Origin of the sequence: Methanobrevibacter thaueri (genome assembly GCF_003111625.1) — an archaeon.
Taxonomy (GTDB): domain Archaea; phylum Methanobacteriota; class Methanobacteria; order Methanobacteriales; family Methanobacteriaceae; genus Methanocatella; species Methanocatella thaueri.
The window spans coordinates 12,475-31,577 of the sequence record NZ_MZGS01000031.1 but is presented as its reverse complement, the minus strand read 5'-3'; the positions used below and the strand labels follow the sequence as shown (position 1 = coordinate 31,577).

Sequence of the window (19,103 nt, the reverse complement as noted above, 5' to 3'; positions counted from 1 at the left end):
AGCACGGATGATCTTTAGGAATCAAGTTTCGCAAGTCCATAGGGACCAACATAGTCTGATTAATATTATCATCTTTCAAAACCATAAATAAAACAACCATAAAGATTAATATCTATAATAAAAGATTGTACTTCATAGTATATAAAATTAAAGGAAAAATAAGCAAAATAAAATTAAAAAAATAGTGACTTCGTGTCACATCCTCTCATTCAAAAAAAAAAACGATATTTCAAGCATACTTGTATGGAAAATTAAAAAAAGATATTAAAAAAGTTAGTTCATTCACCGAAACTAACTCTTTCGAATTTTTCCAATGTTTTAAGTGACTTGGTTGCATCAACACCAACCTTTGTGGTTGTTCCGTCGCTTTCGGCAACAGGATCCAATGAGGAACCACGGACATTAGGAACAATCATGATGTCACGGTCACCTTTAACACGTGTTGATATTGCGTATTCGACATCCTCAGCGTCGAAGATGTTCACGTCAGTGTCAACCGCAACACAGTGTTTTAGTGAAGGGTGTGCAGACAATGCAGCCATTATCGCGTTTTTACCGTCACCTTCGGTTTGCTTGTTGATTGACACAACAGCGTGCAGCCAGCAGCAGCCACCTTCGGTCAGGACAACGTTTTCAACTGTTGGCACAGCATTCTTAACGGCCTTGAATATTCTTGGCTCCTGTGGAAGACCTTGCAATAGCTTGTGTTCGAATCCTGCAGGAACGATTGCATGATAGCATGGGTTGTCCTTTTTGATGTGCATCTTTTCAAGGTTTATGATTGGCTGGTCACGGATGATGTCGTAGGTGTCTGTCAAGTCAACGAACGGACCTTCAGCGACAGTTTCGGTGACTGAAATCTTACCTTCAAGAATAATGTCGGCCTGTGGAATTTCGAGGTCTCCACATTTAATAAGTTCTAATTCACCGTCCTTGAATGCGTTTGCAACTTCCATCTCATTGTAGTCGATCGGTATTGAGGTTGTGCTTGCAAGCAATATTGCCGGGTCCATTCCTATTGCTATGGCAATTTGCAAGTCCTCACCGGCCTTTTGAGCGTTTTGGAAGTATGTGTAGAGGTTTCTTGGCACGATTCTGATGACCAGTCTTTTATCGTCAAGCACCATCATACGGTGGATTGAAGCGTTTTGAATGCCTGTGACTGGGTCACGTGCGAAAACGACACCTGCGGTAATGTATGCTCCGCCGTCACGTTTGTAATGGGTTAGAATAGGGATTTTTCCCAAATCAATTTCTAAATTGTCATACTCTGAAAAGTCAGTGAATTTGGTAACTTTTTGGGGATTTTCCATTGCGTCAATGATTTTCTCGGTAATTTCAGAGACTTCACAGTTGATTGATTTTGCAATCTTGTCACGGGTATTGCAGATTCCGGTAACAACCGGCATGTCATATCCTTTCACGTTTTTAACAATGACGGTGTCCTTAGGATATTCTCTTAAGACTTTAGAGATTTCATATTCGGTTGGAAGCTCATCTGTGATTTCTATAATGTTTTCATCTTTAAGGTTCATGTTATCACTTATAGGTTAATCTTTTTATCTTTTAGTTTATCAAGAAGCTGTACTATTTCCGGATTGTCGATTGAAAGGATTTCACCGGACAGGACCGCAGCGTTTTTGCCGTTGTTTATTCCCACTGTTGCAACAGGAACTCCCGGCGGCATGCTGACGGTTGTAAGTCTGTAATCGTCGCCGTTTTCATTAGTGCATGGAACTCCAATGACAGGTCTTGCGGTAAGACCGACAATTCCTCCGGTCACCTGTGAAGAGTTGGAGCTGACCCCAATGAATATTTTGGCGTTTTTCATTGATTTGACATAATTGATGAATTTCCTGTTTGACCTGATTGGACAAACAACCTTGATGTCATGTGTAATCTTGAGCCTGTCAAGAATGACGGTAATCTTTTTGGCAACTACAACATCGGTCTGCCTTCCAACGATGATTGCCACTTCCGCATCCTTGTTTTTGCAGCCGCTGTTTTCCTCGTCAAACTCTGCCTTGTTGATTTCAAGGTCCCTGATTCTTAAAAAGTCATTGTTGATGAACGGCCTGTCTATTGCCTGCACGATGCTTTCGTTGCTGTCAATTACCTTTCTGGCATATTCCTTTCTTAGGTTGATGACTCTTTGGTGGATTTCATCATTGTGAATTCCAATAAACTGAGCGGCCAGTATTGCGGCGTTGTCTCCCCTGTCGATTCCAACTGTGGCGATTGGGGAAGGATAAGGCATCTGGATGATTGAATCCAATGCATCCATACCGGCGGACTTAACGTCCACAGGAACTCCTATAACAGGTCTGGGAGTGTAGGCTGCAATGGTGCCCGGCAAGTGTGCCGCAAGGCCTGCAATACCTATAAACACTTCAATTCCTGCATCGGTACCCTGCTTGACTATTTCACGAACAAGGTTTGGAGTCCTATGCGCAGATGCGATTTTTAGACTGTATGGTATTTCTAACTTATCCAATATGTCCATAGCTTTTTCCGCAATAGCAATATCTGATCCACTTCCAAGAATAATCATTATCTTTGGTGTCATTAAAAATCCCTTCTTTAATTATATAGATATAGAATATATTTGAAGTTGTTAATAAATTTATTAAAATTGATTTTATATTGTAAAATTTATTTAGTGTTGTATAATTTATTTTTTATTATATAATTGTGTTGGTAATAAACCAACAAATATATAAATATAATAATAAATATAATTTAGCATGTCGAGAAAAACTCAAAGTAAAACTCTAATTGGGATAGAATATTATATAATGTCAAAACGCCTAACGGATGGTCAATCATTATCATGCCGGACAATATTTTAATTGATAACTATCATGTGGGTAATGCCCATATTCACCCGGACCCAAATAACCATTCCCTCAAAATAGAATTAGGTCAGCAGGATTCCGATAAGATTTTTGAAATCATAAAAGATTATTTGAATGTTTCGAAGGTGTTTGATGTTGAAGAATTAGTGGAGATGTTAAAATGATTATAACTTTGGTTAAAAAACAAACAGGGCATGAGTTCATTAGAGAAATGGAGGAAACCTATAAATCACTTAATGAACTGGAAAAACTTTTCAAAAGAACAAATAACATGAAGATGTATGTCGACCTGGAAAATTGGAAATATTATAGGGAAAATCCGAATGAAATGATAGAAATAACGGAAAGTTTAGTAACAAACAAATTATCTTTGTCTGATTTGGATTTAATTATTCTAAACACCATCAAACATGAGAAACCAAGAAGCATTAGGGATTTAGCTAAAAAAATTAATAAAGATGTAAGCAATATTCAACCTAAAGTAAAAAGATTGGAAGAAGAGGGATATATAAAATTTGAAGAAGGTATTAAAAATAGTAAAATACCTTATCTGACATTCGATGAGATTAAGTTAGAGATTTAGATTATCATAGATAAATTAATCCTGTTACGGTTTGTATCGACATTAAGAACCTTAACGTCCACAATATCGCCGACACTGACGATGTCAAGAGGGTGTTTCACGAACTTGTCCGCCACCAATTGTGAGATGTGGACCAGACCGTCCTGATGAACGCCTATATCGACAAATGCACCAAAGTCAACAATGTTTCTCACGGTGCCCTGCATTATCATTCCAATCTCCAAATCCTCAATTGACAACACGTTCTTTCTTAAAATCGGTTTTGGCATGTCGTCACGGGGATCACGGCCAGGCTTTTTAAGTTCCTTCACGATGTCCTTCAGTGTTTCAATGCCTATGTCCAGCTCTTCTGAAATCTCTTCAAGATTGATGTTGTCCAATTTCAATGAGTTGGAACCGATGTCATTCACGGAATAGTTCAGCTTCTTCAATAGTTTGAATGTGGTGTCATATGATTCGGGGTGAATTGTAGTGTTGTCCAGAGGATATTCTGGGTTGTCAACCTTAATGAATCCTGCACATTGCTCATATGTCTTTTTACCTAATTTTTCAACGTTCAACAGTTCCTTACGTGATTTGAAACTTCCATTTTTCTCACGGTAGCTTATGATGTTTTTTGCGGTTGTGTTTCCGATTCCTGAAACGTAATTCAAAAGACTTACGGAAGCGGTGTTCAAGTCAACCCCCACCTCGTTCACCACCTTTTCGACAACACCGGTCAATGACTCGGTCAGCTGCTTCTGGTTCATGTCATGCTGGTATTGGCCGACTCCTATGGATTTTGGGTCAATCTTAACGAGTTCAGCCAATGGATCCTGCAATCTTCTTGCAATTGAAACCGCACTGCGTTCCCCTTCTGAAAAGTCAGGGAATTCCTCATCCGCAAGTTTTGATGCGGAATATACTGACGCGCCGGCCTCATTAACGATGATGTACTCAACACCTGTTCCCTTAATGATTTGGGCCACAATCTCTTCGGATTCCCTTGAGGCGGTACCGTTACCGATGGCAATGACATTAATGTTATATTTTTCAATTAGATCACGAACAGTTTTAATTGACTCTTTCACTTTGTTTTGAGGTGCTGTCGGATAAATCAATGCTGTATCCAGCACTTTTCCGGTCTCATCAATTATTGCAAGCTTGCATCCGGTCCTGAAAGCGGGGTCCCAACCGAGAATGGTTTTGCCAACCAAAGGACTTTCCATCAGTAACTGGTTAAGGTTTTTGGCAAAGACTTCAATTGACTTTTCTTCAGCCTTTTCGGTTAGATAATTTCTGATTTCACGCTCAATTGCCGGCGAAATCAATCTTTTGTATGCATCCTGAACGGATTCCTTGATGATTGGGGTTGTATGCCTATTGTATTCGATTTTTTCAGGAATGCTTGAGATGTTTTTAAGCATGTGCCTGTTTAGGTACTTGATAATCTCATCGCTTTCACACACGATTTTAGCTCTGATGATTCCCTCGTTTTCAGCACGGTTTATTGCCAAAATCCTGTGGGGAGGTATTTTTTTAACGTTTTCTGAGTAGTTATAGTAAATGTCATATTCTGTGGATTTTTCCTTATCCTTTGCCTTTGTTTCTATCTGGCCGGTAAAGAAAGTGTTCTGCCTAATCTTCTTTCTGAAATCGGAATTGTCTGAAATAATCTCTGCAATGATGTCCTGTGCTCCCTGAATTGCATCTTCAACAGTTTTAACCTCATCTGTTATGTATTTTTCAGCTATTTTTTTAACGCTTTGCTTAACATCTTGCGCCAAGATGATTTGTGCCAGCGGCTCAAGGCCCTTTTCACGTGCCTTTGTTGCACGGGTCTGCTTTTTGCTCTTGTATGGCCTGTACAGGTCTTCAAGCTCGACCAGAGTTTCTGCCTTTAGAATCCTATTCTTTAAATCATCATCAAGTTTTCCAAGCTCATCAATTCTCTTGATGATTTTTTCCTTCTTGTCCTCCAGGTTTCTGAGGTATTTCAATCTCTCATCGAATTTTCTTAATGTCTCGTCATTCAATGAACCTGTAACGTCCTTTCTGTATCTTGCAATGAATGGTATTGTGTTGCCATCGTCAATCAGCTTAATTACTTTTCTCACTTGCCAGCCTGCAAGGTTCAGTTCTTTCTCGAGGGTTTTTTCTATCATTAAAAATACTACCTAAAAATAATTTTTCTTTCAAAAAGTCAATATGGTTAGTTTAATCGGTTATCGAATAATAATTTTTTGTTTATGTTTATAAAAACATTTATAACTATTCAAATGATAAAACTATTAATGTAATAATTATTTTAATGGTGAATTTAAAGTGTATTGGTTTTTAGTGATTGTCGTATTTTTACTGGCTGGTATAAAAACCGAAAAGCCCAAGAAATACCAAAAGGTTTCAGTGATTATTCCCGCCTACAATGAGGAGGAGACTGTAGCCAAGGTCATCGAAGTGGTCAAGAAGGTATCGTTTGTAGATGAAATCATCGTCGTAAATGACGGATCATCCGACAACACCGAAAAGGAGGCCACCGAAGCCGGCGCCATAGTAATCAACCACGAAACAAACAAAGGTAAGGGTGAAGCGTTATATACCGGTTATAAGGAAGCCGAATGTGATATTATTGCATTCATTGATGCAGATATATTCAATTTAACTTCCGCTAAAGTGGAAGCGATGATCAAGCCTATCTTGGATGGAAAAACCGATATTACAAAGACCAAATTTTCACGTGCCAGTGGACGCGTAACAGAGCTTACCGCAAAGCCGCTTCTTAACTTTTTCTTCCCTGAAATTTCATTCGAACAGCCTTTAAGCGGTCAGTTTGCGGCACGTAAGGAAGTGTTGAAAAAGATTAATTTTGAAAAGGATTACGGTGTGGATGTAGGAATAGTCATCGACGCCGACGTGTTGGGAATTTCAATAACAGAAGTCGACATCGGTGCCATTGAGCATGACATGTCTCCATTGTCAGACCTGAACCTGATGGCAAATGAGGTCGTAAGGACAATCATAGGCCGTGCGAACAAGTACGGCAGGGTCGTGATGATTGACGACATCGGATACTATATCAGAATGTCAATTGTCGGATTGTCACTTGTCATCTTAGGACTGTTCACAATATTCTTTGTGAAATTCGTGCCGTTGACCGTTGGAGTAATCATTTCAGTGATAGGACTTATAATAGCTATCTACTACATTGTAAAGGTTATTGTAAAGTCCATTGACATGTTTAGGAAAACCCCAAGGGGAAACCTCATCAAGTCCTTTGTCAAGATTCATTTTCCGATGATCATTTCCATACTCGTTCTTTTGCTGATGATTTCAACATTTATCGGAGCGGCCCATTTCGAGCACGGGGTCCTGTCAATCGAGCCGAACTCAAGGAACCTGATTATATATGCTGACAATACTCCGTCTGACAATTCAATTTCCGTCAGGGGACCATATACAATCGATACGGCTATTGAAAACGAATCGGACATTATACGCATGCCGTCTGATGCGATGATGACACTGGGTCTGGGCCTCAACGACACGATAAAGATTGACGGCGACACCTACACAATAAATGAGACAAGGCCTGGTGAAACTGATATATTAAGGATTCCAATCCACGTCAAGAAGGCATTGAATGTTGAGAATGGCGATGTCATTCAGAACAGTCGCTTGAACGAGATATTTTCAGGATCAGGCATTACCCACAAGCATCAAATCAACAATACAACAGTCTATGAAAAGTTCATCGTATCCGACAGGTACAGGAACTCCTCAGGCTTTGAAGTGTTGGTTAACAACGAGTCAATGATTTATTCAAATGGAATTTTCAAGGAAAACGCAACATACGATATTGCCCTCGACGGGGAATATTACACTTCAGTGACCTTCCCAAACGACAAGTCAATAAACTATGAGAATAATACAATCATAATAAAATTTGAGGATACAAATTCCACATCAATTAAACAGCCTTTAACTAGTGGAAACTTCTTGAGTTTTTATTTTGAAAGTTAATTAAAAAGAAAAAAAGTAATAACCTTATTCAAGGTTATTTTTTATCATAAGCCTTCACGGCTTCCTCAACATCATCATAAAGTCCAAGCGCTGCAAGAGCACCGACCTTACCCTGTTCTCCGGTGACCGCAATCAATGGTATGTTCAATTCTTCAGCTGTTTTCTCAGCGGTTTCAACATCCATCATTCCTGATTTGGTGGCAATGGAATATTCTCTTAACTTTTCAGGAATATCCAAACCTTCCAAGATTGCAATCGCTGTCTTGTCAGATAATGTATCCCTTTTAAGGATTTTGGTGACGTTATCGATTAACTCCTGTTTTTTATCGCTTTCAACTGCAAATGTCAGGGCGATTGAAACGCAGTTTTGAGTCTTGTGAGGGTTATGCGGATAAAGCTGAACGATAATGTGGTCCAGGTATTCGAAACCCATACCGGCAAGCTCAACGCCTAAATTGTGAGCCATTGTCCATGTGGCTCCCGCATCCTTTGTGTCGGTATCGTCAACACCTATTACCACTTTTTCAAGTTTTGGAGTCACAACTGTAGCCTTACCTGCTTTTGAGCCTCCTCCTACTTGTATAAGTTCGATGTATTTAACGCCTTCGCCCATTCCTCTACACATTCCGGCTCCAACGCCGGCACCTGCAAGACCCGCATGTGTGACCTTTACCTCATCGCCGTCAATAACGATTTCATCAATTCCGGCAGCATTGAAACTTGCCTTCAAATCCAATGGGGTGCTGCCGACGTGACATTTGTAGACATGCTTGTTTCCGTCACGGTAAGCGGAATCGATTAGTTCTGAATTGTTTCTGTATTGATGTAATAGCCAATGGGATCCTGAAATGCATGGATGGTATTCGACGATTTCCACCTTGTCGCCGTCAACCATTGTCAGAACCTTTTCATATGGTGCAATCCATGGGTCGGAAAATTTTTCTTTTAGTTCGTTTGGTTTTAGAATTTCCATTTAATCACTAGATTTCTTTTAATCTGTCGCACATTTTAATGGCAGCTTCAACAGCACTTTTTGCGTTTTTGACACGTCTGTGAGCATCCATTCTGGTCATTCCAGGTCCGGTGATACCGAGAGCTACTGGAGTGTCGTATTCAAGTGCCAAGTCAGCAATTTTACGGGAAGCGTGTTGTGCCACAATTTGGTCGTGGTCAGTTGCGCCTTCGATTACTGCTCCAAGAGTGATTATTGCATCGTATTCGCCTTTTTGCAATAACTTTTTGATTACAAGCGGCATGTCGAATACGCCAGGAACTGCAACTACTTTTGTAATTTCACAGCCTCTGTTTTTTGCTTCAGCTTGAGCGAGTTCTAACATCATTTGTGTAATATCATAGTTAAATTCAGCAACTACTGCTGCTATTTCGTATTTTGTCATTTTTATCAAACCTCTTTAATTCTGTTTAAGCTCCGCTACTAAATATCATGAGTAAAAATCCTGCTACCCCACTTACCACCATAATGAATATGATGAAAAGTGCAGCCATTTGCATTCTTGTCATTTTTTTGAAATCCATATTTTTATTCTCCATTTATATTTTTTATAACTTCACCGGCAACATCCATTGTTGAGGCATTACCGCCCAAGTCACCGGTCAAAGTATTAGCGTCATTTAATAATTTAAGTATTGCGGCATCAAACTTGTCCGCCGCATCGTTTTCACCTAAGTATCTAAGCATCATTACAGCTGACAGCATCATTGCTATCGGATTTGCTATGCCCTTTCCGGCAATGTCCGGTGCTGAACCATGAACCGGCTCAAATAGTGCGCCGTCCAAACCGATATTTGCTGATGGAATTAATCCAAGTCCACCAACAAGTCCGGCCCCCTCATCAGAGAGGATGTCTCCGAAAAGATTGGTTGTAACGATTACTTCAAAACTTTCAGGCTGTGTAATGAGATACATTGCTGTTGCATCCACATAGAAATCCTCGGTTGCGATGTCAGGATAGTCCTCGGCAACTTCATAGAAAATTTCCTTAAACAGGCCATCGGTTTTCTTTAATACATTAGCTTTATGAACCGCTGTCACTTTGCTTTTGTTATTTTCAACAGCGTATTTGAATGCATAGTCGATTATGCGTCTTTCAGCTTCTCTTGTGATTATGCGTCTTGCTATCGCTCCTTCATCTGTGTATTTTTCCTCGTCAGCAATGTACATTCCTTCAGTATTTTCACGCACAATCATGAAGTCAATTTCATCTGATAATGAATTGGTATGAGGATACGCCTTGACTGGTCTTAGGTTAGCGAACATTTTCATTTCCTGACGTATTTTTACAATAACATCCGCTGCGGTTTCACCGGCAGCACCAAAGAGACACGCATCGGATTGTCTGATTATATCCAATGTCTCGTCAGGCAGTGCGGTACCGTTTTTCTCAAGGCATTCGTCTCCTGCTTCACCATAGACATATTCAAAGTCAATGTCAAGTGAATCTAAAACATCAATTGTTGCTTTCATTACTTCCTGACCGATTCCGTCACCTGGAACCACTGCAATTTGATATTTATCTTTTGTTTTTGAGGTACTCAATCAAACCACCTTGTTCTAATATTTCCAACATGAATGGAGGCAATTTTTTGAATTCAATGCTTTCTCCATTTTTGGTTGTTATTGTAGCGTTTTCCATATCTACGCTAATTTCATCTCCATCTTCGACAAGTTCACTAATTCCCGGCGCTTCAAGAAGCGGAACTCCAACATTTGTAGCGTTACGATAGAATATTCTTGCAAAGGACTCGGCAATCACTGCTGAAACTCCAACACCCTTAAGAGCGATTGGGGCATGTTCCCTTGATGAGCCGCATCCGAAATTTTTTCCGGCAACTATAAAGTCGCCCTCATTGCATTTCTCATTGAAATCAGGGTCAAGTCCTTCCATGCAATGTTTGGATAGGGTTTCCTCATCGGTATATATCAGATATCTTCCGGGAACTATGATGTCTGTGTCAATGTCATTTCCAAATTTCCATGCTTTTCCTTTCACATTATCACTCCGGGGCCACGATTCTTCCCTCAATTGCTGATGCGGCTGCAACGGCGGCTGAGGATAAATATACTTTACCGTCAGGAGATCCTTGTCTTCCCTTGAAGTTCCTATTTGATGTTGAAAGACTTATCTCGCCAGGTCCGATTATTCCGGTATGCCCTCCAAGACATGGGCCGCAGCAAGGTGCGGATACAAGGGCTCCGGCATCGACGAATATCTTGAGCAGTCCTTCATCCAACGCTTTTGAGTATACTTCTTTTGATGCCGGTATAACCAGCATTCTAGTTCCCTTTGCCACTTTATTACCCTTAAGGATTTTTGCGGCATCTCTAAGGTCACTAAGTCTTCCGTTAGTGCATGAACCTAAAAACACCTGGTCGATTTCTGTGTCAACCTCACTGATTGGCCTTACATTGTCAACATTGTGAGGGCAGGCTATTTGCGGTTCCAAATCACCAACATCAATATCAATTATATTTAGAGAGGATGAGTCCAAATCAGTTTTAAATACTTCATAAGGTTTATTTGAACGTTTTTCAACATATGCTATTGTCTTTTCATCGGGCTCCACCAGACCGGTCTTACCACCCATTTCGATTGCCATATTACATAATACCATGCGGTCTGAAACGGTCATGTCGGATATTGTCTCTCCGGCAAATTCACAGGCCTTATATGTTGAGCCATCGGCACCCATCTTGCCTATGATGTGCAAAATGACATCCTTGGCATAGACATTATCCTTAAGCTCACCGGTAATGTTGAACCTGTTTGTTTCAGGCACCTTGAACCATAGGTTGCCCTCGGCAAAAACCATCGCCATATCGGTTGAACCGATACCGGTTGCAAAGGCTCCCAATGCACCATGGGTACATGTGTGGGAATCCGCACCAACGATGACATCTCCCGGAACGACATGGCCCTTTTCAGGAAGAATCTGATGGCAGACTCCTGCATTGACATCATAGAAATGTTCAATACCCTGTTTTTTGACGAATTCTCTCATCAGGATATGGTTGTTGGCTGAGTCAATGGAATCGGCCGGGACCTGATGATCAAAGGGAATGACAATTTTACTTGCATCCCATACCTTTTCAGCTCCAATTTTTTCAAAAGACTGCACTGAAAGAGGTCCGGTCAAATCATGGGTCATTGCTATATCAATATTTGCTATGATGATATCTCCGGCTTCAACCTTGTCTTTACCTGAAGCTTTAGCTAATATTTTTTCAGACATTGTCGGCATATTTTCAAACCTCTCACTAATGATAAATGTTTTTGTTTAATAAGATATATAAACTCTTTTTTAATTGTTAATACCATCAATGCATTTTTAATCTTTATATATTATGTCTGACAAAATACTACTCATGAGCAACTCATTTTTCAAAAGATTAAAAAAAGAAGAAAAGCCTCCCGTAATAGAGGAGGAGGCTCCTGTTTGGGAAGATAGGATTTTTTGGGTTTCAACATTGCAAAAAATAACATTTCCTGTCATTAGCAATTTGGCTAAAGGCTCACTTAGAAAGAACATGCCTGTAGAGTCAAAAAGTGGCGAGGGAGAGAAATTTGCTTATCTTGAAGCATTTGCTCGTGTTTTTAATGGAATAGCACCTTGGTTGGAATTGGGTGTAGATACCTCTGAGGAGGGTAAAGTTCGTGAAAAATACATTAAATTAACATTGAAAGCGATTTCAAATGCCGTTAATACAAATAGCAATGATTATATTTTTGTTGTAGAACCTAAACAGTCTTTAGTTGATGTTGCTTTATTTGCTCAAGGATTACTCAGGGCCAAAAAACAAATCTGGCTTAACTTACCTATGGATATTCAAGCAAGAATTATCCGTGAACTTAAAAATACAAGAATCATAGCGCCTTATGAGAATCATTGGCTATTGTACACCTCAATGGTTGAAGCCGCATTATTGGAATTCACCGGCGAATGCGACAAGGAAAGGCTGACTTATGCCATTTCAAAATTCCGCGACGAGTTCTATGTAGGCGATGCAATCTATTCAAACGGTGACGAGTTCGATGTTGGATACTATAATAGCCTTATCATCCATCCGATGCTGAATGACATTTTGGCGGTCATGAGGAAATACGGCCTTCAGGAAGGAGAGTTCTTGGATGTCCAATTGATGAGATCATCAAGATTGTCATCACAACTTGAAAGGATGATTTCACCGGATGGAACCTATCCGTTGCTTGGAAAATCCCTGGCTTATCGATGTGGTGTATTCCATCTGCTTTCACAGGCTGCATTGCTTAAGATATTGCCGAGAAACATCGCTCCGGCTCAGGTAAGAAGCGCCCTAACAAAAATCATTCAAAGACAATTCACAGGCAGTCAGAACTTCAATAGTGAAGGATGGTTGATTTGCGGTTTGAATGCATCTCAAATTGATATTTGTGACGATGAAACCAATACTGGTAGCGTTTACGCATGCTGTGCTGTCTTTTTAGCGTTAGGTTTAAAAGCCAACGATATGTTCTGGGAAGCTCCGTCTGAAGAATGGAGTAGTCTTAAAGCATGGAACGGCCATCAAATACAACCAGACCAATCAATCAATTTTTAGTTCAATTCATATAAGTTCCCGTAATTAAACAATTTAATTTCTGATGGAACTTCTTTTATTATATTTTTTGTATCGAATATCACTGCTTTAGCCATGCTTTTGTTGATATAATCGTAATCCATGTCTTTGAACTCATCATGGTCACATAAAACCAGAATCAGGTTGGCGTCCTTCACGGCTTCCTCGAAATTTACAAAATTAGGATTTTCAATGTGAGGGTCGTGAATGGCTATTTCATATTTTGTGCTTAATTTTGCAATGATCTCATAGGCAGGACTTTCCCTGTCGTCTCCGGTGTTGCCCTTGTATGATACTCCAAACACTGCAATCTTGCCTTCTGAAATTATTTTGTTTACGTATTCGCACACGAAATCAGGCATTGAGTTGTTTGTGTCACGTGCCAGCTTAATTATCTTTGCGGTTTCAGGCGCTTTGGCATAGATGAAGTATGGATCGATTGCAAGGCAATGTCCACCTACTCCAGGTCCCGGTGAGTGCAAGTTTACTCTTGGGTGCTTGTTGGCCATTTCAATGACGTCCAGTGCATTGACTCCAATTTCAGCACAGATTTTTGCAAGTTCATTTGCAAGTGCTATGTTGACATCCCTGAAGGTGTTTTCCATGCATTTTGAAAGTTCAGCGGTTTTTGCCTCTGTTAGCATCAGGTCACCTTCCACAAACTGTCCATAGACCTCGCTTGCCTTGACTGCACATTCAGGTGTCACTCCGCCGATGATGCGGTCATTGTGAATCAATTCCTCAATGATTCTGCCCGGCAAGACCCTTTCAGGGCAGTGTGCAAGGAACAAGTCCTCGCCTATTTTGAAACCTGCCTTTTCAAAGATAGGCTTGATTGTCTCGTCGGTTGACATTGGGGCTATTGTTGATTCGATGATGACTGTATTTCCCTTTTCTATGTATGGGATGATTGTTTCGCATGCGGTAATGACATAGCTCAAGTCACAACTGTAATTTTCAACGATGTAGGGGGTCGGTACTGTAATTATGAATGCGTCTGCTTTTTCAGGAGTTAATGAGGCTGTGTACACATTGTTTTTCACTGCATTTTTGATAATGTCGCTGATTCCGGGTTCCTCAATGTGGATTATTCCCTTGTTTAAGTTTTCAACAATCTGTTCATTGATGTCGACTCCAATGACTTCACAATGGTTTCTTGTAAACAGTGCGGCTGTCGGAAGCCCGATATAGCCTTGTCCCATAATACATATTTTCATAATCACATCTCCCTTCCTTATATATTAAGTATAATATATATTATAAACAATATATAAAAGTTTTAAGTGATTATATGAAGATTTTGATTACAGGTTCAAATGGAATGTTGGGCCATGACCTAATTGAGGTTCTAAAGGACAAGCATGAGTTGCTCCTTACAACTTCCAAAACCCTTGATATAACCGATGGGGACAGTGTAATGGACTTTATCGTCAACTCAAATCCTGATATCGTCATCAACTCGGCGGCATACACGGACGTTGACGGCTGTGAAAGCAATCCCGATTTGGCATATAATGTGAATGGCGAGGGCGTTAAAAACCTGGCCTTGGCCTGTAGGGAAGTTGACTGTCCATTGGTTCATATAAGCACAGACTATGTTTTCAACGGCCAGAACGACCGTCCCTGGGTTGAGGATGATGAGATAGGTCCGATCAGCATTTACGGCAAAAGCAAACTGAAAGGTGAAGAGCACATTAAGGAAATACTTGAGAAATACTTCATCGTAAGGACAGCATGGCTATATGGCGTAAACGGCCGCAATTTTCCAAGGACAATGCTTGAATTGGCACAAAACCATTCCGAAATAACAGTTGTGTATGATGAGGTCGGAACTCCCACCTACACTCCAGACCTGGCTAAAGGAATCTCCGAGCTGATTGAAACCGATTATTATGGGACATATCACTTGACAAATTCCGGAAATTGCTCCTGGTGTGAGTTTGCAAGATACATTTTCGAGGTTGCCGACGTGGACGTTAATGTCATTCCGGTTACCGCATCCGAGTTTGCAAGGCCCGCTCCAAGACCTAGCTATTCCGTTCTGGAAAACAGGAATTGGGTTGAAAACGGATTTGAACCTTTAAGGAATTATAAAGAGGCTATAAAAGAATATATTGGGTTGATAAAATGAATAAAAAATTAGTTTTACTTATCGCATTGGTCGTTGCGCTTGTCAGCCTTTCAGCCGTAAGCGCCGGATTTTTGGATTTTCTGGGTTTGGGCAATGATGACGGAAGTGATGTCAGTGTGGTGGAAGATGGCCAGTACTGCACCGTGGACGAGGTTGCGGCATACATCAAGGAATTCCACAAGCTTCCAAGCAATTACATAACCAAGAAGGAGGCTAACGCTTTAGGATGGCATGGCGGACCGCTCAAGAAATACGCCCCTGGAAAAAGCATTGGAGGAGACACCTTCACCAACAGGCAGCACATATTGCCGGACAGCGATTCAAAGTACATCGAATGCGATATCAATGCGAACGGAACCAACCGTGGAGCGGAAAGGATAGTATACAATTCAGGCAATTATAAGGTTTATTACACAGACGACCACTACAACACATTTACAGAGGTATAAAATGCAGCTTGATGGTAAATTAATCAAAGAGGAAGGACATGACTATTTGATGGAGGCTTTAAGTTTCCCTGACTATTACGGCAAAAATTTGGATGCATTATATGACTGCCTATGTGAAATCGAATGTGAAATTGAGCTTATTAACGCTGATGATGTTGACACAGACATCATCGACACGTTCGTCGATGCGGCCAATGAGAACGAATTTTTAAAATTTAAAATAATATAAGGTACAAAGTGATAATCATGAAAGGTATCGTACTTGCCGGAGGTTCTGGGACCCGGTTATATCCGATTACAAAGGCCGTTTCCAAACAATTGTTGCCTTTGTATGACAAGCCAATGATTTATTATCCAATTTCAGTGCTGATGTTGGCTGGAATTAAGGAAATATTGATTATATCCACTCCTAGGGACTTGCCAATGTATAAGGATTTGCTTGGAGACGGATCAAGTTTAGGCATAAGGTTCGAATATGAGGTTCAGGAAAATCCTAACGGGCTGGCTGAGGCATTCATAATAGGCGAGGATTTCATCGGCGATGATAATGTTGCGCTGATTCTCGGAGACAACATTTTCCACGGTCACAGATTCACTGAAATTCTAGAAAGGGCGACCGCTTTGGAGGAAGGGGCAGTGATATTCGGATATTACACCAATAATCCTGAAGCATTCGGTGTCGTTGAATTTGATGACGACTGGAATGTTTTATCTATTGAGGAAAAGCCGGATAAACCTAAATCAAATTATATTGTTCCAGGCCTGTATTTCTATGACAACACTGTTGTGGAAATAGCCAAAAACGTTGAGCCTTCAGAAAGAGGAGAAGTTGAAATCACCTCAATAAATGAGGAATATCTGAAACGCGGAAAACTTAAGGTGGAATTGTTGGGTCGTGGAATGGCCTGGCTGGATACAGGAACCCATGCCGGACTTTTGGAAGCTTCAAATTTCATCGAAACAATTCAAAAGAGGCAGGGATTATATATCGCATGTCTTGAAGAGATCGCATACCGTAAGGGATACATCGATGATGAGATATTGCTGAAAACCGCTGAAGAACTTAAAAAGACAGATTATGGCGAATACTTGTTCAAATTAGTTAAAAGATGATTGATATGGGTAAATTTAAATTCACAGAAACCGGAATAGAGGGAATGTTCATAGTCGAACCCACAGTTTTTGAGGACAACCGAGGATATTTTATGGAAACGTTCCAGGAGAGGGATTTTGCTGAGGCAGGCCATGATTTGAAGTTTGTTCAGGATAACCAATCAAAATCATCAAAAGGAGTCTTAAGAGGCTTGCATTTACAATTAAACTATCCTCAAGGTAAATTAGTTCGTGTCATAAAAGGAGAAGTTTTTGACGTCGGAGTGGACCTTAGAGGCCACTCCCCAACTTATGGAAAATGGTATGGCGCGATATTGTCAGAGGAAAACAAAAAGCAGCTATACATTCCGCCAAAATTCGCTCATGGATTTTTGGTCTTGTCAGATGAAGCGGAATTCTTGTATAAGTGCACAGAATTCTATCATGGTGAGGATGAATCCGGAATAATGTGGAATGATGAGGATATAGCTATTGAATGGCCGTTGGACGGCATTGATGAGATAATTTTATCAGATAAAGATAAGGAATGGAAATCATTTAAAGAAGCAAACATCAAATATTAGGGATTATCATGACAAATATTTTAGTCACTGGCGGAGCAGGTTTCATTGGAAGCAATTTTGTAAGGTACATGGTTGACAAGTACTCAGATTACCATATCATTAACCTTGACGCATTGACATATTGCGGAAACCTTGAAAACCTTAAGGACATTGAGAATAAGGACAATTACACTTTTGTCAAGGGTGACATTAGGGATAAGGAAGTGGTGGATGACATAGTCAGGAAATGCGATTATGTCATTAATTTTGCGGCCGAAAGCCACGTTGACAGAAGCATTGAGGATCCGGAAATTTTCATCAAGTCAAATGTCTTGGGAACACAGGTCCTTCTCAACGCATCCAAGGAATACGGCGTTGAAAAGTACATTCAAATCTCCACAGATGAGGTTTACGGGACATTGGGCAAGACCGGATACTTTACAGAGACAACTCCGCTACAGCCAAACAGTCCGTATTCAGCTTCAAAAGCCGGTGGGGATTTAATCACACGCGCCTATGGCGAGACTTTTGGTCTGCCAATAAACATCACACGCTGTTCCAATAACTACGGACCTTATCAGTTTCCCGAAAAGCTGATTCCATTGATGATTTCAAACGCCTTGGAAAACAAGAAGCTGCCCGTTTACGGGGACGGCAAGAACGTTCGTGACTGGCTTCATGTCTATGACCACTGCCATGCGATTGATTTGGTTCTTCATGAGGGTAGGCTCGGCGAGGTCTACAACATCGGTGGAAACAATGAAAAGGAAAACATCTACATTGTCAAGCTGATATTGGAGGAGCTCGGCAAGGACGAGTCACTGATTGAATTTGTCACTGACCGTTTGGGCCATGATAGGCGTTATGCCATTGATTCAACCAAGATACAGGAGGAATTGGGCTGGAGTCCCAAATACACTTTTGAAGTGGGAATTAAGGAAACAATTCAATGGTATCTTGACAATCAGGAATGGACCAATCAGATTAGAAGTGGCGAATATCAGGAATACTATGAGAAGATGTATTCCAACAGATAGTTATTTACACTTGAAATGTACCTCTTAATTTAAATAAATAATCATTTTATTCATTATTTTTTTCTATTTTGTTCAATTTTTCCTTAATAATTCTAAAAAGCATTATTTATCATTCAATTAAATCATAAAATATTTTAATAATTTTAATGATAGTTTTATATATTATAATTCATTAATAATTATTAGTAATAAATAAATTCTGTTTATTTGGGGAAATGGTGATTTGGATGTTGGAGCAATATTTGCCTTTTGTGGGGTTAATAATATTTGGGAATATTGAAAACCTGGTTTTGTCCTCACAAGGTGTTGTAGCAGGCGTAAATCCTATTAAGTTAGGAATTGCAAGTATTTTATGCGTTGCCATGTGGCTAGTCATCGGTACTTTCGGTACCCAACTCTTGATTGACTATGTTTCTTTCATAGAATTCATTGGTGGATTAGCAATCCTTATTTTAGGTGCTCAAGCGATGATCACTTCTATTAGGGGTGAATAAATGAACGGCGAATTAAAACCATTTTTAGCATTGCTTCTTTTTGGAAACATAGAAAACCTGATTCTGGCAGCTCAGGGTGTTGCAGCAGCTGTCAATCCTTTGGGACTGGCTGTCTTAAGTTTCTGTGCCGTTTTCTGCTGGCTGTTAATCGGTACCTTCGGAACAAGGTTTGCAATGAAATATGCCAGATACATTAACTTTATCGGAGGACTTGCAATTTTCATTTTAGGTGTTCAAGCGATTATGGGAGCAATCCCTGGAATGTTAGCATTTTTCCACTGATATC

General features: G+C 40.2%; 21 protein-coding genes. 12 read left to right on the top strand and 9 right to left on the bottom strand.

What is annotated here, in order from left to right:
- Positions 1-278: 278 nt before the first annotated feature.
- The gene (locus MBBTH_RS10500) at positions 279-1,535 is read right to left on the bottom strand and encodes a UbiD family decarboxylase (RefSeq protein ID WP_116592987.1); all 1,257 of its coding nucleotides are present in this window, start codon (positions 1,533-1,535) and stop codon (positions 279-281) included.
- 8 nt (positions 1,536-1,543) lie between these two features.
- Positions 1,544-2,566 carry a 5-(carboxyamino)imidazole ribonucleotide mutase gene (gene purE / locus MBBTH_RS10495; protein ID WP_116592986.1) on the bottom strand — a complete coding sequence of 341 codons (1,023 nt, stop codon included), beginning with the start codon at positions 2,564-2,566 and terminating at the stop codon, positions 1,544-1,546.
- Between the two features lie 264 nt (positions 2,567-2,830).
- Here purE and MBBTH_RS10490 point away from each other — a divergent pair, with 264 nt between their 5' ends.
- Positions 2,831-3,019 carry a hypothetical protein gene (locus MBBTH_RS10490; RefSeq protein ID WP_116592985.1) on the top strand — a complete coding sequence of 63 codons (189 nt, stop codon included), beginning with the start codon at positions 2,831-2,833 and terminating at the stop codon, positions 3,017-3,019.
- Complete coding sequence (locus tag MBBTH_RS10485) at positions 3,016-3,438, top strand: HVO_A0114 family putative DNA-binding protein (protein ID WP_116592984.1); 423 nt, start codon at positions 3,016-3,018, stop codon at positions 3,436-3,438. The genes MBBTH_RS10490 and MBBTH_RS10485 overlap by 4 nt, the downstream gene beginning before the upstream one ends.
- On the opposite strand, the gene MBBTH_RS10480 is transcribed toward MBBTH_RS10485, so the two are convergent.
- Positions 3,435-5,582 carry a Tex family protein gene (locus MBBTH_RS10480; protein WP_116592983.1) on the bottom strand — a complete coding sequence of 716 codons (2,148 nt, stop codon included), beginning with the start codon at positions 5,580-5,582 and terminating at the stop codon, positions 3,435-3,437. The genes MBBTH_RS10485 and MBBTH_RS10480 overlap by 4 nt on opposite strands.
- Positions 5,583-5,742: 160 nt before the next feature.
- On the opposite strand from MBBTH_RS10480, the gene MBBTH_RS10475 reads away from it, so the two are divergent.
- Positions 5,743-7,437 (top strand): glycosyltransferase, encoded by a 1,695-nt coding sequence (locus tag MBBTH_RS10475; protein WP_116592982.1) that lies wholly within the window; start codon positions 5,743-5,745, stop codon positions 7,435-7,437.
- A gap of 34 nt (positions 7,438-7,471) precedes the next feature.
- On the opposite strand, the gene mmp11 is transcribed toward MBBTH_RS10475, so the two are convergent.
- From mmp11 to hacA, 5 genes are all read right to left on the bottom strand, one after another.
- Complete coding sequence (mmp11, locus tag MBBTH_RS10470; protein ID WP_116592981.1) at positions 7,472-8,410, bottom strand: methanogenesis marker protein 11; 939 nt, start codon at positions 8,408-8,410, stop codon at positions 7,472-7,474.
- A gap of 7 nt (positions 8,411-8,417) precedes the next feature.
- The gene (gene ribH / locus MBBTH_RS10465) at positions 8,418-8,834 is read right to left on the bottom strand and encodes a 6,7-dimethyl-8-ribityllumazine synthase (protein WP_116592980.1); all 417 of its coding nucleotides are present in this window, start codon (positions 8,832-8,834) and stop codon (positions 8,418-8,420) included.
- A 143-nt stretch (positions 8,835-8,977) separates the two neighbouring features.
- Positions 8,978-9,994, bottom strand: coding sequence for an isocitrate/isopropylmalate family dehydrogenase (locus MBBTH_RS10460; RefSeq protein ID WP_116592979.1), 1,017 nt, complete (start codon positions 9,992-9,994; stop codon positions 8,978-8,980).
- Positions 9,969-10,448, bottom strand: coding sequence for a 3-isopropylmalate dehydratase small subunit (locus MBBTH_RS10455; protein ID WP_116592978.1), 480 nt, complete (start codon positions 10,446-10,448; stop codon positions 9,969-9,971). The genes MBBTH_RS10460 and MBBTH_RS10455 overlap by 26 nt, the downstream gene beginning before the upstream one ends.
- 4 nt (positions 10,449-10,452) lie before the next feature.
- Entirely contained in the window at positions 10,453-11,697 is a 1,245-nt protein-coding gene (hacA, locus tag MBBTH_RS10450) for a homoaconitase large subunit (protein ID WP_116592977.1), read from the bottom strand.
- A gap of 103 nt (positions 11,698-11,800) precedes the next feature.
- On the opposite strand from hacA, the gene MBBTH_RS10445 reads away from it, so the two are divergent.
- Positions 11,801-13,033: a DUF2264 domain-containing protein gene (locus tag MBBTH_RS10445; protein WP_116592976.1), complete on the top strand. Its 1,233-nt coding sequence runs from the start codon at positions 11,801-11,803 to the stop codon at positions 13,031-13,033.
- Here the strand turns inward: MBBTH_RS10445 and MBBTH_RS10440 are convergent.
- Positions 13,030-14,268, bottom strand: coding sequence for a nucleotide sugar dehydrogenase (locus MBBTH_RS10440; protein WP_116592975.1), 1,239 nt, complete (start codon positions 14,266-14,268; stop codon positions 13,030-13,032). The two genes, MBBTH_RS10445 and MBBTH_RS10440, sit on opposite strands and share 4 nt — an antisense overlap.
- Positions 14,269-14,342: 74 nt before the next feature.
- On the opposite strand from MBBTH_RS10440, the gene rfbD reads away from it, so the two are divergent.
- The 8 genes from rfbD to MBBTH_RS10400 all read left to right on the top strand — a co-directional run bounded on the left by rfbD (position 14,343) and on the right by MBBTH_RS10400 (position 19,099).
- A complete protein-coding gene (gene rfbD / locus MBBTH_RS10435) occupies positions 14,343-15,182 on the top strand; it encodes a dTDP-4-dehydrorhamnose reductase (RefSeq protein WP_116592974.1) in 840 nt (279 codons plus the stop codon).
- Positions 15,179-15,631 (top strand): ribonuclease domain-containing protein, encoded by a 453-nt coding sequence (locus MBBTH_RS10430; RefSeq protein WP_116592973.1) that lies wholly within the window; start codon positions 15,179-15,181, stop codon positions 15,629-15,631. The genes rfbD and MBBTH_RS10430 overlap by 4 nt, the downstream gene beginning before the upstream one ends.
- A gap of 1 nt (position 15,632) precedes the next feature.
- The gene (locus tag MBBTH_RS10425) at positions 15,633-15,860 is read left to right on the top strand and encodes a barstar family protein (RefSeq protein WP_116592972.1); all 228 of its coding nucleotides are present in this window, start codon (positions 15,633-15,635) and stop codon (positions 15,858-15,860) included.
- A gap of 17 nt (positions 15,861-15,877) precedes the next feature.
- Entirely contained in the window at positions 15,878-16,744 is an 867-nt protein-coding gene (gene rfbA / locus MBBTH_RS10420; RefSeq protein ID WP_116592971.1) for a glucose-1-phosphate thymidylyltransferase RfbA, read from the top strand.
- Between the two features lie 5 nt (positions 16,745-16,749).
- Positions 16,750-17,307 (top strand): dTDP-4-dehydrorhamnose 3,5-epimerase, encoded by a 558-nt coding sequence (gene rfbC / locus MBBTH_RS10415; RefSeq protein ID WP_116592990.1) that lies wholly within the window; start codon positions 16,750-16,752, stop codon positions 17,305-17,307.
- Positions 17,308-17,315: 8 nt separating this feature from the next.
- Positions 17,316-18,323, top strand: coding sequence for a dTDP-glucose 4,6-dehydratase (gene rfbB / locus MBBTH_RS10410; RefSeq protein WP_116592970.1), 1,008 nt, complete (start codon positions 17,316-17,318; stop codon positions 18,321-18,323).
- Positions 18,324-18,550: 227 nt separating this feature from the next.
- Entirely contained in the window at positions 18,551-18,817 is a 267-nt protein-coding gene (locus tag MBBTH_RS10405) for a hypothetical protein (protein ID WP_116592969.1), read from the top strand.
- Positions 18,818-19,099 (top strand): hypothetical protein, encoded by a 282-nt coding sequence (locus tag MBBTH_RS10400; RefSeq protein WP_116592968.1) that lies wholly within the window; start codon positions 18,818-18,820, stop codon positions 19,097-19,099. It begins immediately after the preceding gene.
- Positions 19,100-19,103: the final 4 nt, after the last annotated feature.

Coding starts and splice junctions, on each gene's coding strand:
- hacA (WP_116592977.1), bottom strand. CDS start 11,697: ATGCCGACAATGTCTGAAAAAATATTAGCTAAAGCTTCAGGTAAAGAC.
- MBBTH_RS10440 (WP_116592975.1), bottom strand. CDS start 14,268: ATGAAAATATGTATTATGGGACAAGGCTATATCGGGCTTCCGACAGCC.
- MBBTH_RS10485 (WP_116592984.1), top strand. CDS start 3,016: ATGATTATAACTTTGGTTAAAAAACAAACAGGGCATGAGTTCATTAGA.
- MBBTH_RS10480 (WP_116592983.1), bottom strand. CDS start 5,582: ATGATAGAAAAAACCCTCGAGAAAGAACTGAACCTTGCAGGCTGGCAA.
- MBBTH_RS10430 (WP_116592973.1), top strand. CDS start 15,179: ATGAATAAAAAATTAGTTTTACTTATCGCATTGGTCGTTGCGCTTGTC.
- MBBTH_RS10405 (WP_116592969.1), top strand. CDS start 18,551: ATGTTGGAGCAATATTTGCCTTTTGTGGGGTTAATAATATTTGGGAAT.
- MBBTH_RS10425 (WP_116592972.1), top strand. CDS start 15,633: ATGCAGCTTGATGGTAAATTAATCAAAGAGGAAGGACATGACTATTTG.
- MBBTH_RS10490 (WP_116592985.1), top strand. CDS start 2,831: ATGCCGGACAATATTTTAATTGATAACTATCATGTGGGTAATGCCCAT.
- rfbB (WP_116592970.1), top strand. CDS start 17,316: ATGACAAATATTTTAGTCACTGGCGGAGCAGGTTTCATTGGAAGCAAT.
- purE (WP_116592986.1), bottom strand. CDS start 2,566: ATGACACCAAAGATAATGATTATTCTTGGAAGTGGATCAGATATTGCT.
- MBBTH_RS10500 (WP_116592987.1), bottom strand. CDS start 1,535: ATGAACCTTAAAGATGAAAACATTATAGAAATCACAGATGAGCTTCCA.
- MBBTH_RS10400 (WP_116592968.1), top strand. CDS start 18,818: ATGAACGGCGAATTAAAACCATTTTTAGCATTGCTTCTTTTTGGAAAC.
- rfbD (WP_116592974.1), top strand. CDS start 14,343: ATGAAGATTTTGATTACAGGTTCAAATGGAATGTTGGGCCATGACCTA.
- ribH (WP_116592980.1), bottom strand. CDS start 8,834: ATGACAAAATACGAAATAGCAGCAGTAGTTGCTGAATTTAACTATGAT.
- rfbA (WP_116592971.1), top strand. CDS start 15,878: ATGAAAGGTATCGTACTTGCCGGAGGTTCTGGGACCCGGTTATATCCG.
- rfbC (WP_116592990.1), top strand. CDS start 16,750: ATGGGTAAATTTAAATTCACAGAAACCGGAATAGAGGGAATGTTCATA.
- MBBTH_RS10445 (WP_116592976.1), top strand. CDS start 11,801: ATGTCTGACAAAATACTACTCATGAGCAACTCATTTTTCAAAAGATTA.
- mmp11 (WP_116592981.1), bottom strand. CDS start 8,410: ATGGAAATTCTAAAACCAAACGAACTAAAAGAAAAATTTTCCGACCCA.